13 protein-coding genes are annotated in these 14,426 nt (G+C 38.3%); 1 reads left to right on the top strand and 12 read right to left on the bottom strand.

Annotated elements, in window-relative coordinates; genetic code table 11:
* Positions 1 to 39: 39 nt before the first annotated feature.
* From RMB06_RS05785 to hemE, 3 genes are all read right to left on the bottom strand, one after another.
* Positions 40 to 510: a DUF3015 family protein gene (locus RMB06_RS05785; protein WP_003650547.1), complete on the bottom strand. Its 471-nt coding sequence runs from the start codon at positions 508 to 510 to the stop codon at positions 40 to 42.
* A gap of 149 nt (positions 511 to 659) precedes the next feature.
* Complete coding sequence (locus tag RMB06_RS05780) at positions 660 to 1,454, bottom strand: DUF817 family protein (RefSeq protein ID WP_086394242.1); 795 nt, start codon at positions 1,452 to 1,454, stop codon at positions 660 to 662.
* A gap of 5 nt (positions 1,455 to 1,459) precedes the next feature.
* Positions 1,460 to 2,533: a uroporphyrinogen decarboxylase gene (gene hemE, locus RMB06_RS05775; RefSeq protein WP_017398630.1), complete on the bottom strand. Its 1,074-nt coding sequence runs from the start codon at positions 2,531 to 2,533 to the stop codon at positions 1,460 to 1,462.
* Between the two features lie 301 nt (positions 2,534 to 2,834).
* Between hemE and RMB06_RS05770 the strand changes: the two genes are divergently transcribed.
* On the top strand, positions 2,835 to 4,073 hold the full coding sequence (locus RMB06_RS05770; protein ID WP_311078756.1) for a L,D-transpeptidase: 1,239 nt from the start codon (positions 2,835 to 2,837) through the stop codon (positions 4,071 to 4,073).
* A gap of 120 nt (positions 4,074 to 4,193) precedes the next feature.
* Here the strand turns inward: RMB06_RS05770 and basJ are convergent, their stop codons facing one another.
* The 9 genes from basJ to basE all read right to left on the bottom strand — a co-directional run bounded on the left by basJ (position 4,194) and on the right by basE (position 14,291).
* Positions 4,194 to 5,363: an acinetobactin biosynthesis isochorismate synthase BasJ gene (basJ, locus tag RMB06_RS05765; RefSeq protein WP_276124830.1), complete on the bottom strand. Its 1,170-nt coding sequence runs from the start codon at positions 5,361 to 5,363 to the stop codon at positions 4,194 to 4,196.
* Between the two features lie 124 nt (positions 5,364 to 5,487).
* Entirely contained in the window at positions 5,488 to 6,243 is a 756-nt protein-coding gene (locus tag RMB06_RS05760; protein ID WP_311078755.1) for a 4'-phosphopantetheinyl transferase superfamily protein, read from the bottom strand.
* Positions 6,244 to 6,253: 10 nt separating this feature from the next.
* Positions 6,254 to 6,988, bottom strand: coding sequence for an acinetobactin biosynthesis thioesterase BasH (basH, locus tag RMB06_RS05755; protein WP_311078754.1), 735 nt, complete (start codon positions 6,986 to 6,988; stop codon positions 6,254 to 6,256).
* 71 nt (positions 6,989 to 7,059) lie between these two features.
* On the bottom strand, positions 7,060 to 8,655 hold the full coding sequence (barB, locus tag RMB06_RS05750; protein WP_311078753.1) for an acinetobactin export ABC transporter permease/ATP-binding subunit BarB: 1,596 nt from the start codon (positions 8,653 to 8,655) through the stop codon (positions 7,060 to 7,062).
* Complete coding sequence (barA, locus tag RMB06_RS05745) at positions 8,652 to 10,262, bottom strand: acinetobactin export ABC transporter permease/ATP-binding subunit BarA (RefSeq protein ID WP_311078752.1); 1,611 nt, start codon at positions 10,260 to 10,262, stop codon at positions 8,652 to 8,654. Before barA ends, barB begins: the two co-directional genes overlap by 4 nt.
* Positions 10,255 to 10,410 (bottom strand): hypothetical protein, encoded by a 156-nt coding sequence (locus RMB06_RS05740; protein ID WP_206241282.1) that lies wholly within the window; start codon positions 10,408 to 10,410, stop codon positions 10,255 to 10,257. Before RMB06_RS05740 ends, barA begins: the two co-directional genes overlap by 8 nt.
* 96 nt (positions 10,411 to 10,506) lie before the next feature.
* The gene (gene basG / locus RMB06_RS05735; protein WP_101663056.1) at positions 10,507 to 11,658 is read right to left on the bottom strand and encodes an acinetobactin biosynthesis histidine decarboxylase BasG; all 1,152 of its coding nucleotides are present in this window, start codon (positions 11,656 to 11,658) and stop codon (positions 10,507 to 10,509) included.
* A gap of 117 nt (positions 11,659 to 11,775) precedes the next feature.
* On the bottom strand, positions 11,776 to 12,645 hold the full coding sequence (gene basF, locus RMB06_RS05730; RefSeq protein WP_311078751.1) for an acinetobactin biosynthesis bifunctional isochorismatase/aryl carrier protein BasF: 870 nt from the start codon (positions 12,643 to 12,645) through the stop codon (positions 11,776 to 11,778).
* Positions 12,646 to 12,662: 17 nt separating this feature from the next.
* On the bottom strand, positions 12,663 to 14,291 hold the full coding sequence (gene basE, locus RMB06_RS05725; RefSeq protein WP_311078750.1) for a (2,3-dihydroxybenzoyl)adenylate synthase BasE: 1,629 nt from the start codon (positions 14,289 to 14,291) through the stop codon (positions 12,663 to 12,665).
* Positions 14,292 to 14,426: the final 135 nt, after the last annotated feature.

Below are 14,426 nucleotides of genomic sequence, written 5' to 3'. Positions count from 1 at the left end.
GAAAAACCCTGCCATACGACAGGGTTCTCAGTTTCAAACTTATACGTAAGCTTTTAAAACGTCGTCTTTAGCCATTACAGTTTGTAATGATGCTAAAACTTGAAGCGTATTTTGGTTATTTGCAGAATAGATTTCACCAAAGTTTGCTTTTGAAACTTTAAAGAAACGGTCTTTGTCTTGAGGTTTAATTTGCATTAACTCAGCAAGTACGTTCAGGCTTTCACCTTGGCCTACTGCCATATCACGTGCTAAAGCTTCAGCATTTTCATTTGTGAATGTAACCACTTGAGCAGTTACTGTTCCGCCTTGACGGCAGCCTAAAGTACCGAAAGTGATCCCTAATAATTGGTTAGTAAAAATACCGTTTGTTGTTGCAGCAAGAATTTTAGGCGCTACTCCTTTTTTACCAGCCCATACTTGTGTACCCACACCACAACCTACGTCGTTGTCAGCCATTGCAACACTTGAACCAGCCGCTAATAACGCAGCTAAAGCTAATTTTTTTAACATAGATGTAAATCTCCAAAATCATTATTGATTGTTTCTTATGTGTTGTATTGTTATGTGTAATTTTTATTACACGCTATTAAAGATAGCGAGATGATTGTGAATTAGCAATTAAAAAATAAACAATATGATAAAAAGTGCAAAAGAAAAATTTATCTTAAATTCCAGTTACCTTGATTATCTCGATGACCCAATATTTTAAGTACCAGTACTAAACTTAAGAGTAATAATAAATACCATGACCCCAGTTTACCCCAACCCACCATATGCCAAGCATCTACCTGACTTGGATAGAGCCAGATTTTATAAAAAGTACTAATATTTTCAGCAATCCAGATGAGAAAAGCGAGGGTAAATAATACAGGTAACATCGGAATTTTAAATTTATATTCATTTAACTGAAAATAAAGTTTGGTATTCCAAAAAATAAAAATACTGATCGCAAATAAAATATATCGGATATCAGGTACAAAAAATTTACTCATAAAGTTTATATATGAGAAAAATGCCAGTAAAAGCATACTTCTAAAACTAGGAAGCTTTTCAAAAGAAACTTGAAACAGTCGGATTGACCGTGCAAAAAAACTACCGACAGCCGAATACATAAAGCCTGCAAATAAAGGCACAGTTAAGATTTTAAATACCGCAGGCTGAGGATATTGCCATGACGCAATCGCGGGATGCGTTAAAAATATTTCCATGACCATCGCCATGACATGAAATAAAGCAATAACTTTGGCTTCTGCCCATGATTCAAGCTTTAAATAAAGTAAGCAGATCTGGATTAACAATGCATAGATAAGTAAATAATCATAGCGATAAAAACCCATATATTCATGGCTTCCCATCGGCGCTGTTAAAGCAAAAGCAATTAAAAGCAGAATACCAAACAAGGCTGCCGAAACAGCCTTGCCGATAAAATGAATGGGTAAAATCAGATGGCGCACAAAAACTATCCTAGATATTTAGCACTATACTCATGCACTGTATCTACAAAGATTTTTGGTTGCGCAGGGTCTACCCACTGGGTAATACCGTGGCCTAAGTTAGCAACGTAACCTGTTTTTTCGCCGTTTGCGTAGGCATCGTCTAACATTGCTTTTACTGCTTTTTCAATTGAAGCAGCCGAGCCATATAAAACAGCAGGATCAAGATTGCCTTGTAACGCTACACGCCCAGACACAATATTTCGAGCTGTATTAAGCGGAGTAGTCCAGTCCAAACCTAATGCATCCGCACCAGTGGTAATCATTGGTTCTAACCATTGACCGCCACCTTTCGTGAACACAATAACAGGAATACGGCGGCCATCTTTCTCACGCTGTAAACCAGCAATGATTTTATTCATGTAGTTTAAAGAGAATTCGACGTATTCGCGGTGTGCTAATGCCCCGCCCCAGCTATCAAAGATCTGGATGGCCTGAGCACCTGCATCAATTTGAGCATTTAGATAGTCAATCACTGAATCTGCTAAATGATCAAGTAAGGCATGCAAAACTTCTGGTTGTGCATACATCATCTGCTTGGTAAAACGGAATTCTTTACTTGAACCACCTTCAACCATATAAGTTGCTAGCGTCCAAGGGCTACCAGAGAAACCAATCAGTGGAACTTGACCACCTAAAGCTGAGCGAATTGTACTTACCGCATTCATTACATAATCAAGGTCTGATTTTGCATTTAACTTAGGTAAATTCGCGACATCTTGTTCAGTACGTACCGTTTTTTGAAACTTAGGACCTTCTCCTGTTTCAAAATAAAGCCCTAAACCTAATGCATCAGGAATTGTTAAAATATCTGAAAATAAAATCGCTGCATCTAAGTCGTAGCGGCGTAAAGGCTGCAAAGTCACTTCGCAAGCAAATTCTGTATTTTTACATAGAGATAGAAAGTCGCCTGCTTTTGAACGTGTTTCACGATATTCAGGCAAATAACGTCCCGCTTGACGCATCATCCATACCGGTGTGGTATCTACAGGTTCGCGTAACAAAGCTCGTAGGAAACGATCATTTTTCAAAGTCGTCATTACCAATCTCTATATTCTTTATGTGGCAGCATCATATCAAAAACATAAAGATTTTTATAATTTCAATTTCACACAAAAAACTCGTCAATCTACTAAAAAATGCATATTTACACAAAAGTCTACTGCAAGCAGCAAGGTTTTCTGCAATACTTGCAACATGTTACATCGGGTCTATTGATATTCTTTTAACCACTAAATTGCCAATCTTGAACTCATAGAGATGAGTTATTGGTAGTTTTATGCACTTTTAGATTAGATCAAGCCCCTATTGCTTATATGAAAATTCTTAAGGTTGAATTACATGTTTGTTCGCTCATTACTCGCTATGAGTTTAAGTTGTATTATTGCTAATGTTGCTTTTGCTGCTTCAACAACTGAGCAACCCCTGAACCCTAAAAAGGTATCAGCTCCTGTAGAAGATCCGATTGATCCTTTAGCAGTAGATGCAGCTTCAACTGTAAAAGCTCAAGCTTCGACACAAATTACCGCTCAAGAACAAAATGACCTAAATCGAGCGTCAACAACATTACAAAATTTGCAAAAAACTGAAGACCCAAATGCCGAGTCTGGTATTGCTACATCTACACCAGTAGCAGCTAAAACCACAACTGCCTCTGCTACAGCACAAGTACCTGCTGCATCATGGACTTTAGATAGCTTAAACTCGGCTGAATGGTCTGAAAATATTGGTAAAGGCCAGCTTCCAGTTTACGCACGTGCGCATGTTATGCTCAATAATGCACATGCATCGCCAGGTGCGATTGACGGCATGAGCGGTAAAAACACATTAAAAGCGATTTCTTCATTCCAACAAATGAATGGTTTATCACCTACTGGTGAACTGACTAAAGAAACTTGGGATGCATTAGTTGCTAAACAAACAAAACCAGCATTTATTGAATACACAATTTCTGATGCTGATTTAAAAGGTCCATATGCTGAGTCAATTCCTTCTGACTACGCATTACAGGCCAAAATGAAAGGTTTGTACTACACTCGTGTTAGCGAAATGTTGGGTGAGAAGTTTCACATTGATGAAGCTTTCTTAAAGAAAATTAACCCAACTTCGACATTCAAAAAAGCGGGTGAAAAAATCATTGTTCCAAACGTACGCAATGATTTACCAGAAGACATTCATTTGATTATTGCGCATAAAGGTGCAAAACAACTGTACCTCTTCAATAGTCGTAACCAAATGATTGCGTCATTTCCTGCAACAATTGGCAGTACTGATACGCCTTCTCCGACCGGTACTTACAAGGTAGTTGGTGTAGCACGTAACCCTTGGTATAGCTACTCACCTTCTAACTTCGTCCAAGGTAAAAACTTAAAACCGCTTTCTTTACCACCTGGCCCAAATGCTCCTGTAGGTAATATCTGGATCGGTTTAAGTAAAAAATCATTTGGTATTCACGGTACACCAAACCCGTCTTTAATTTCTAAAACTGCATCACATGGTTGTATCCGTTTAACTAACTGGGATGCTAACGATTTAGGTAATAAAGTACGTTCAGGCGTAACTGTTAAATTCTTAGAATAATCCTCTTAAATAAAAGAGCCTGCTTTATGCAGGCTTTTTTTATTAAATTTTTAATATATCTCAGTGGAATATTTAGTTATTGTTTTGACTATAAACATAACACCAGCCTAAGTTTAATAATTACACAGCAATTTTTGTATTTAGAATATTCAACATGGTTTGCATTTTAGCTTCTGTTTCTAGCCATTCAGCTTCAGCATCTGACCCTTCAACAATTCCAGCACCAGCATATAAGCGCATTTTATTTTCACTGAGTAGACCACAGCGAATCGTTACTACCCATTCTCCATTACCCTCGGCATCCATCCAGCCTACTAACCCCGTGTAATAATGTCGGTCATAACCTTCATGATCTAAAATAAACTGCTTAGCAACATGAGTTGGTGAGCCACAAACCGCTGGTGTTGGATGTAATTCTAATGCAAGGTTTAATGCATTCGGTGCCTGTTGTTTGAGCACACCTTGGAACTCTGATGATAAATGCAACATTGTTGATGTTTCTAAAATATCTGGAAATTCAGAAACCTTAAGCTCTACACAATGAGTGGCTAAATTTCTAATAATATTTTCAACCACAATTCGATGTTCATGCTGGTCTTTCTCAGAATGATTTAATTCTTGTTGGCTGACGAAATTTTTTTCAGAAATTTGAGATTTGGGTCTAGAACCGGCCAAAGGATTACTGGTTACAATACGACCTTGTTTTGATAAAAGCAGTTCTGGGCTTGCGCCTAGAATATAATCATTATGTTCTACTGGAATCACAAAATTATAAGCATTTGGATTTTGTTTTAATAAAGCAGCCAATAAATTTTCTGGCTCTTGATGATGGTTAAACTCATATTCAACAGCCTGAGAAAGAACAACTTTTTCTACCTTCTTTTTCTCAAAAGCATCTAAAGCTAACTGCACTGTACCTTCAAATTTTTGGCGTTGAATAAGTAATGATTTATTAATTACCTCAATGTTATTACGTTTTTTTAATGAGTTAATCGTAGAAGATGCTTGTGTTATTTTTTTATGATCAGCATAAAAATTTAAGCTACTTTTCTTTGTAATATCAAAAGGTATAGCACCAATTAAAACTGGATTTTGATGGCCTTGCTTTTTAATTTCTTCAAAACATTTTGCAATCCCCTCATTAAATAGTGCGGTATTTGCTGCAGGTGTATTTAGCGTTTTAACGAATTCGTTCACTTCGAGATAATAATTTTTCGTAGAGAAACATGAAAATTTCTTTTGACCGATATGATCTAAATTTTGCTCTACTGATATTTGAGTCTGCATCATCTGTATATCACCTCTCACATTGATTTTTTTCAAGCAAATTCTGTAGTACTTCTTTTTAAATATAGGAGTATAAAAATACTGAAACACACATTAATGCAAATGATTATTATTATCAATAATAAAATTAGTTTTCAATGCAAGAAATTGTAATTATCTCGTTATTTGTATAAAAAAATTGAACTTTAATCTCTAGATTTATCCCGATTGAACTTTCTTGACTAAGATAAAAATAAAGAAACTCGCCATCTAGTTGTTTAAAATTTATATTTTTAAAATCAATAATTTGCTTATATTTTAAATAAATTACTTTAATGATACTTTCTTTAGCAGAGAATATTACCAAATATAAATATGCTTGTTTTTTTTGCAGCTTTTCAATTTCTGCTTGTTCATTTTTATTTAGAAAAACATCATAAAACTCATCTTTCTTTTGAAAAAAAATATGATGTTTTTGAGACTCTATATCGATTCCAAATATTTTTTCTCTAGGGGTATTATTTCTAGCATATGCGATGGCATGACATGATTTTTTTGATCCAACATGACTAATCCCACCCTTCACTCCTTCGGGCCATAGGGGTTCCCCATGTCTACCTTGATGGACAATAGAATGTTGTAAATTGAGGCTTTGTAATGCATGTTTTGCTGCTAAGCGCCCCGTCAAGAACTCTAATTGACGAATGAAGCGTGAGCTTTTTATCTTCGGTGGAAGAAATATATTCAGCTCCTGATAGATATGATCAAGCTGAGATATTTCTTTGATTTCACTGAGCTGGATTTTATGTATCTCTAGCCCGAAAGCTGTTAGCTTTTCATATTGAATATTTATTTCATCCAGACATGAGTTAGCCCTTCTACTTAACTGCTTCTCCGTATTCATAGCCCGCACTTTATTCAATATTCACGGTCAATGTTTCAACGATGGCAGCAATGTTTTTAAGCATCTTTACTCGGGTCTCGGGATTGAGAAAGTAGAAATGGTCCCCTTCAAACTCAATACTTCCTAACCAATTTTCTGTGTGTTGTTGCCATGCATCCATCATTCTTTTGTTAGGAATATCAGGATCCTGTTTGCCATAAAATGCAACAATCGGAACCTCAGTCTTGTGTATGTTCTCCCTTAGTAATTGATCACTAAGATAGAAGTCGTTACGAATGATTTTGAGAAAGAATGTGAGTGCATCCTGATTATTTAAAATTTCGTCAGGAAAGTTATTGTATCGCTTTAATTCATCAATAATTTTTTCATCAGTTAGCTCATGCTTATACCGCATATGTTGAATATAGTGATGCTCAGGTCGGCTACTTATAACGATTAATCTCAACTGATCAATTATGGTTTTTTCATTCAAATAATTGAGTACTTTCCAAATCAAGCCACCTCCTACACTATGTCCAAATAAAATAAACGGTGTGTCTGAATAAGCTTGTATTTCATTGGCAATTTGCATAGCCAATAGATCAGTATCATCGATCAGTGGTTCATTTATTTTTATACCATGCCCCGAATATTCAATGGGAATAATACGAATATTGTCAGAGATCTGCTTTTTCCATGGATGATAAATACTCGCGCTACTCCCCGCAGGCGGTAAACAGAACATATTATATTGAGGTTTATTCATTTAAGAATTCTCCAAATATTAAGCATTTTTCTTTTATAAAAAATGCTTAAATCAGGTTTCTGCGCTATTTTTTAAACAGAGGTTGAAGCTAAATTTATAGTTTGAGTCGGTTGCCAAATGGCTGAATCACGATGTGTGACAAAAATAACCGTAGAAGAAAGAGCACGTATCGTTGCAACAATTTCCTGCTCAGTCTCTTCATCCAAGGCAGAAGTGGCTTCATCAAGTATTAAAATCGGCGCATTTTTGAGTAATGCTCGCGCAATTGCGACTCGCTGACGTTCACCACCGGACAATGCGGTGCCTTGTTTACCAACCGACTGATTAATTCCTTCTGAACTGCGGTCAATCATTGCCCCTAATGCGGCATCTCTTGCAGCTTTTTCTAATTCATCATCAGTTGCATCAGGTTTTCCTAAACGGATATTTTCAGCCAGTGTTCCTGTGAACAAAATAGGTTCTTGTGTGACATAAGCAATATTCGAGACCAAATCTTCATATTTCATTTGATCAAGAGCTATGTCACCTAGGGTAATTTTTCCTCTTTGTGGATCATCAAACCGTGTAAGCAATTCAAGTAAAGTGCTCTTACCACTACCGCTTGGTCCGGTAACCCATACTCTGCTCCCCAATGCGATGTCGAGAGTCATATTTTCAAGTGCTGGCGCATAGCTAACGCCTTGTACCGAAATATGATGGCCAGTAGGAATTTGAGGATGTAATGGCTCAGGCAACTCAGGTGGATGTGTGATCTGATTAAAGTTGCGCAGTGCAGCAAACAAATCATTGATATGTAATCCAGCGGTAGCAAGTTCACCTAATGGCGCTGCTGCACGTCCAATTAAGACGAGTAATGCCAACACCAAAGCAGCATGATTGACACCAGCAAGTACCAGATAAGTTGCCATCCCAGCAATCGGTAAAACACTTGCCAAGGTTGCAACAAAACTTGCAAATGCAGCAGCACGGTTGATCCGTACTAATGTCTCTTCTTGCTCTTCCCAACGATGTTCTAGCCTTTGGACCGCACGTTCTGGTCCCGCGGCTGTGCGTAATAACTCAACATGATCAACCAATTCCAACGTTGCTTGTGAAGCAGCTAAATCGGCAGTATTACGTTTTTTATCAATATGCATGAGTGCACGTTGTGCTAGGGATTGAGCAAATAAAGAGAGTAAAAGTAAGCCTAAAGCGACAAATGCTACGCCTGCTCCAGCAAGCAGGCCTATTCCTATTGTTAGAAATAAAGGCATAAAAGGCGCATGTAAAAAGGTTTGCAATTGATGAGCAGGAATACTCATAAACCCAGGAATTCCCTGTCCAGCAATTGTCTTAATCTGAGCACGCTGTTCATTGGTAAACCAAGAGAGCTTGGCACGAGCTAAAGATTTGCCTAACTCAGCAAATAGGTCGCCTGCTAAACGCACACCAGTAAGGAAGCCAGCACGAGTGACCACCACTGTCACTAATATTGCTGCAATTGCACTGATGAGAACCCAGCTTGGTGACCATTGATTGACAATTGCAAATGCCAATACGGTATATGCGATTGCTTCAATTGCTGCAACAATGATCCATCCGATACCAACAATAATTAATTTTTGCTTGGCTGCACGAGGAAGCATCGAAAAAATCTGATCTTTATTTAATTTAGCAGGAGTATTCATAAAGATTTCCCTGAGTCAGTTGGGCCTTTAAGCACTAACCTGTTGTCGGCATGAGCAGCTAAGGCAAGATCATGAGTGACCATGACGATGGTTTTATTCTGGTTTTTAGCTAAGTGGCTTAATTCCAATATTATTTTTGTCGCATTGGTCTGGTCGAGTGCGCTCGTTGGCTCATCTAATAAAATAATAGGAGCTGAGGATAAAAAAGCACGCGCTATACCTATGCGCTGTTTTTCACCGCCTGAAAGTAAAGTTGCATCTGCATTTAAATCTACTTTTAATTGGGCCTTGAGTAATGCCTGCTCAAGTTGTTCATCATTTGCATTAATGGCAGATAAGGACAAGTTTTCTCTTACTGTGGCCGGTAATACATCTCCACCTTGTGGAATAAACAAAACCTTTTCATGTCTTAGTTTTTCATGTAATTGCAAAATATCTGTTTTTGCTAATTGAATAACACCTTCTTGCAATACGGCGAACCCAGCAAGGGCTCGCAGTAAGGTTGTTTTGCCAACTCCACTTGGCCCTGTAATTGCAGTCATTGAATTTTTTGGAAATGCATAACTTAATCGATCCAATACTTTTTGATTTTCGATTGCAAAGCTTGCATTAACTATTTCAAGTGTTACATCTTGCTCAATCTGTTGTAGATTGCCCGATGAGAGTACTGGCTCTTTTAAGAATGCAGATAAACGACTAGCTGCAGCTCGCCCAGCAGCGACATAATCAAGACCATGCCCTAAACGTAGTGAAGGTGTCACGATGGCCAAACTAAAGAAAAGTGTTGCAGCCAAGGTCATGCTGTCGTATTGATAAGCCACGAGATAGGCTATGGCAAAGGTTGCAACAGCTTGTAGTAATGCAGTGGCAACAGCAGCGAGTGTTGCGACTTTACTCACCCAAGACACCATATTTTGAGTGAAATTTTGTGCTGATTGAGTATAGGCTGTTAAAGCGCCAGATTGTTGCCCATATATTCGGTTATCACGAATGCCGCGTGCATAATCATCAGCAGAACCAATAATATCTAACATGACCTGCATACGTGCAACGCCATCCCGTTTTGATACATGGGGAACAATAATTAAATAATAAAGTGAAGCAATTGCCCCAGGTAATAATACCCAAAGGGCCATCGGGCCAACCAACACAATTAATAAAACAATAGAAACTAAAGGGATTACAGCAAAAATCGCAATTTCCGACGGTAAATGTGCCACCATATGATGTAAGGTTGCGATATCATCTGAAACCAGTCGTTTTAAGCTTTGGTCACCCTGTTTTGATAGGGTTGTGGTCGGTAACCGAATTAAATGATGAGCAATTTGACGACGTAATCGTGCCGAAAATCCAGCCTCTGCATCATGCACTAACCATGAAGCCAGTGCTGCCAATGCCGCCCCGACTATCCAAAAAACCGCTGAAAAGATCACCCAATAAGAAGATAAATAACCAATCAACTGAATCATGCCCCACAGGGCAGTTAAAATGGCTAAACCCGAAAATACGGCAGCAAACGTTCCTGCAAATAATTTAGGAAATGCTGGCTTGAGTGCAGGTGCCAAGGAAGAGTCTGTCATCAGATGAGATAACTTTAAATCAGACATGCTTATCTCTCTTTATATTCATAGAAAAAGCGGTACTTAAAATAAAATCTCGCTTCAATTGACCAGCAAGAATTGCCATTTCTGGCTTTAAAAAAGCATGAATAAGAAAATCATATAAAAAGTATTTTTTAAAAAACTTTAATTGCATCAAAAACTTCCCAACCGCCCTATCAAAATATTTTTAGATCATTTTCTAGACTGTAAAATTAATATGGATTTGTCTAAATCATTTTGGTTGATATGACTAAAAACCAACTGTACGTTTAGAGGCACCTTGTAAATCAAAAATAACGTCATCAATTAAGCTATCAATCTGACGTGTATCTCGGTGATGTGCCGTAGTAATTAAATGAGCCATATTTCCAGAGGTTGCCAGATAATGCTTTTTCCAGATGTGCTCTGAAGGACACGGAAATACCACAGTGATTGAATTTGGATTCCGCCAAGCAGGAATGCCCACTGCTTGAAAGCGATCAACCGCGTACTGGGCCATTTTTAGACAATGTTGAATTCTCTGCCGTCTTTGTAAATTGGTTTGGCTACGTATTGCCGCCCACATCAACAAGACAGTATGGCCATTGCGAGAACCACTAATGGTTTGATCACGTGTAGAGATATAGTCAACATCTACTGATATACGCTCTACATTTTGGCGTTTGGCCACAACAATGCCACACGGAATCGGTGAGCCAATCATTTTATGACCAGACACACAGATTGAGTCGATACCATGAGCAAAGGAAAACGCTTGAGGATGATCAACAAAAGGTAAAATCATGCCACTTAAGGCAGCGTCGGCATGAATATAATAATCTCGGCGCATGATTCCGATTTGCGCTAAGCGCTCTTGAATCATTTCAATATCATCAATTGCGCCGGTCATGGTCGTACCAATATTTGCAAAAATAATGGGGTGACTTTCTTTATTGGTTTTTATTTTATGGATTAAATCATCATAGTCGATTTCACCATTATCCAATGATTCAACCACGCAAGATTTCATCTGCAATAATTTGGCGATTTTTCCCACCGAATAATGCGTATCTTTTGAATAATATAATGTTGAATCTGGAAATAGCTCACGCGCCAGATAGCAGCCAAACATATTACCTTCTGTGCCACCATTAGTTACGTATCCCCAGCTTTCTTCAAAAGGAATTTGAAAAATTTCAGCAAAATACGCCATCACATCTTTTTCAAAATCAAAAGAATTCAATGCGTAATTGCTATAGTCTTTCCAATCACCACAATTATTAATAGAGAATTTGAAAAAACGGAATAAAGCGGAATAATCAAAATCTGCAGACTCAGGATATCCAATATTGAAATATTGATGTTTTAAACAGTAATTCCAGAATGTCTCTATTTTCTCTTGATCAGCAGGCGATAAAATCATTTTTTGCTCCGTTAATATGACGATTACAAGTCGTCTAAGGAGTCGCTATCAAAGATATAAATTTTATGTATAAATTTAGCGACCAGGATTTGTCGTATGCCTTATGATGGCAACCCTCTACCCTGCAATCCTTTGCCGTGCATCCACCAATGACCACCAATTTGATAAAGTGGGTGTACGTCCTAATTCTTCAAAACTAATATTGATTCCCTGCGCTTTGAGTTCCGAAGAAAACTGCATAATTCGTAATGAGTCCAGTCCATAAAGAATCAGGTTTTCTTCTGGATCTAATTCATCTTCTTCAATAAGCTGCTGGACCTTTTGCTCTAACCAAGGTCGTGTAATGCCTGTTGCTACCTGCCCCACTACAGATTCGGTATCAATGACTTGACCGCAACGTGAAGACACATATTTCAAAGCTAAGCGATGTTCTTCTTCTGAAAAATCGGCAACTGCATCCCCAACCAGAAAGGATTGTATGTCACTCATAAAGGCTTCAATTGCCGTAACCATACAACCGATATGGGCATAGACACCGCCAATAATGAGCTGATCACGATTCCAGCTTTGCATTCTTTCAAGCAAATCCGAACGTTTAAACGCGCTATAACGCCATTTCGTTAAGACAATGTCATGTTCAGCAGGAGAAAGTTGATCAATAATTTTTTGCTGATCGATTGTTGAGGCTGGCAAACCCGGTCCCCACATCGCATTCAGTAATGCTCGATCTGCCGCTGGTTGTTCATAAGGCTGTGCTGTATAAACAACCGGAACATTGTTCTGATGTGCCCAAGTTCTTAGTTGAACTAAATGATTAACAACCGTTTTAATTAATTCACTTTCAGCATCGTAAAAATTTAAAAAGTAGCGTTGCATATCATGAATTAACAAAACTGCTCGAGAAGGATCTAACTGCCAGTCTGTTTTGTTCTTTGGATAACTCTCTCTTTTGGGCATGAGATAAGTAGAAATTTTTGAAATGGCCATATGCTGCTCAATATTTATTAAGATGTTGTAGATATATTTAAAATGCTGCGAAGTTGTTTTTTGTCCACCTTACCGACTGCAGTCAGTGGCAAACTTTCGATTAATTTGATCTGATCTGGAAGTTTGTATTGTGCAATACCCAATTCCATGAGATGGCGTCTGAGCACAACAGCCTTAAGTTCAGGATTCCGAGAAACAATAAAGGCACAACTCTTTTCACCAAACTGTTCATCAACAATTGCGACCAAAGCTGCGTGCATAACTTCCGGATGTAGAAGAATAAGTTTTTCTATTTCTTCCGAAGCAATCTTTTCACCACCACGGTTAATCTGGTCTTTAATTCTTCCTACTACACGTAAATTACCATCCGAAGTACGCTGCACGAGATCGCCCGAATAGTAATAGTTGTCCTCATCAAAGACCTGTGAATTATGTTCAGGGCTTTGGTAATAACCACAAAAGGTATAAGGCCCCCGAGTCGCAAGCATCCCTATTTCGCCTTCTGGGACTTCTTTATACTGCTCATCTACAATTTTGATTTCATCATCAGAACTGATAGGACGCCCTTGGGTGGTAAAAATTTGCTCATCGGAGTCATCGAGTCTGGTGTAATTGACCAAGCCTTCGGCCATTCCAAATACTTGTTGTAATTTACAATTGAGGACTTCAGGAACTTCACGCGCTAAAGATTCAGGAAAACTTGCCCCCCCCACTTGAAGCAACTTTAAAGACTGGATTTGATCTTTATATTGAGCTGCTTTTTCTAGCCACATAATGACAGCACTCGGCACTAAAGATGCCATATTGACTTGATGTCTTTGAATAATAGAGAAGCAATTGAGCGGTTCAGGATTTGGTGCCATCACAACACATCCACCTGCATGTAAAACGCCTAATGCACCGGGTGAACTCAACATAAAGTTATGCGGAGCTGGCAGAGCGCACAATAACCGGGTATTTGAGTTTAAACCGCAAATCTCGGCACTGGCCCGCACACTATAGTCGTAGTCATTATGCGTTCTTGGAATAAGTTTTGGTGTTCCCGTACTTCCACCTGACAACTGAAAGAAAGCAACTTCATCAGCAGGTGTAGATGAAAAATCGACTAAGGTCTCTGCTGGTGTTTCAATCCAGTCTAATAGTCCGAAATCGGTAGCTTGATGATTGAGCATCAAAATAATTTCAGGACTTAAATTTATATCATGAAGTGAGTCAATGAACTGATTATTGCTAAAGACTTCATGCTGACGCGAACCAATTAAAAGCTTAGGTTGAATCTGTTTAATAAAGGCATTTAGTTCATATTGGCGATGGCTATATAGCGCATTGAGTACGACCACACCAGCCTTAAGCAAGGCAAAAAAGACAATATAAAACTCTGCAACATTGGGAAGTTGTACTAAAGCAGTATCACCCTTGCCCAAGCCTTTCTCAGCTAGTCGAGAAGCTAAATTTGTTGATAGCTGGTCCAGCTCGATATAACTCAACTGACGCTCACCACAAATAATTGCCGGCGAATGCGGATGCGATTGAACCCCTACCGTTAAAATGCGCGTCAAAGGTTGGTCAATCCAATAACCTTTATTTCGATAGTGTTGCGCTCTCTCTGGAGACCAGCGAACAAACTCAATCAACTGTTTTTTCATGACATTCTAAATATTCAATTTAATTTAATGGTTATCAAGCTATTGATTCTTCGTAAATTTTCTTACATATCGGCATAAATATTTAATTTGAATACCGACAAAAGAAAACTCTTAAGACGGACAAGCTATATATTC

It is taken from the genome of Acinetobacter sp. V104_13 (assembly GCF_031798995.1).
Taxonomy (GTDB): domain Bacteria; phylum Pseudomonadota; class Gammaproteobacteria; order Pseudomonadales; family Moraxellaceae; genus Acinetobacter; species Acinetobacter pittii.
The sequence above is the reverse complement of the archived record's forward strand: the minus strand, read 5'-3'. Positions and strand labels throughout refer to the sequence as shown.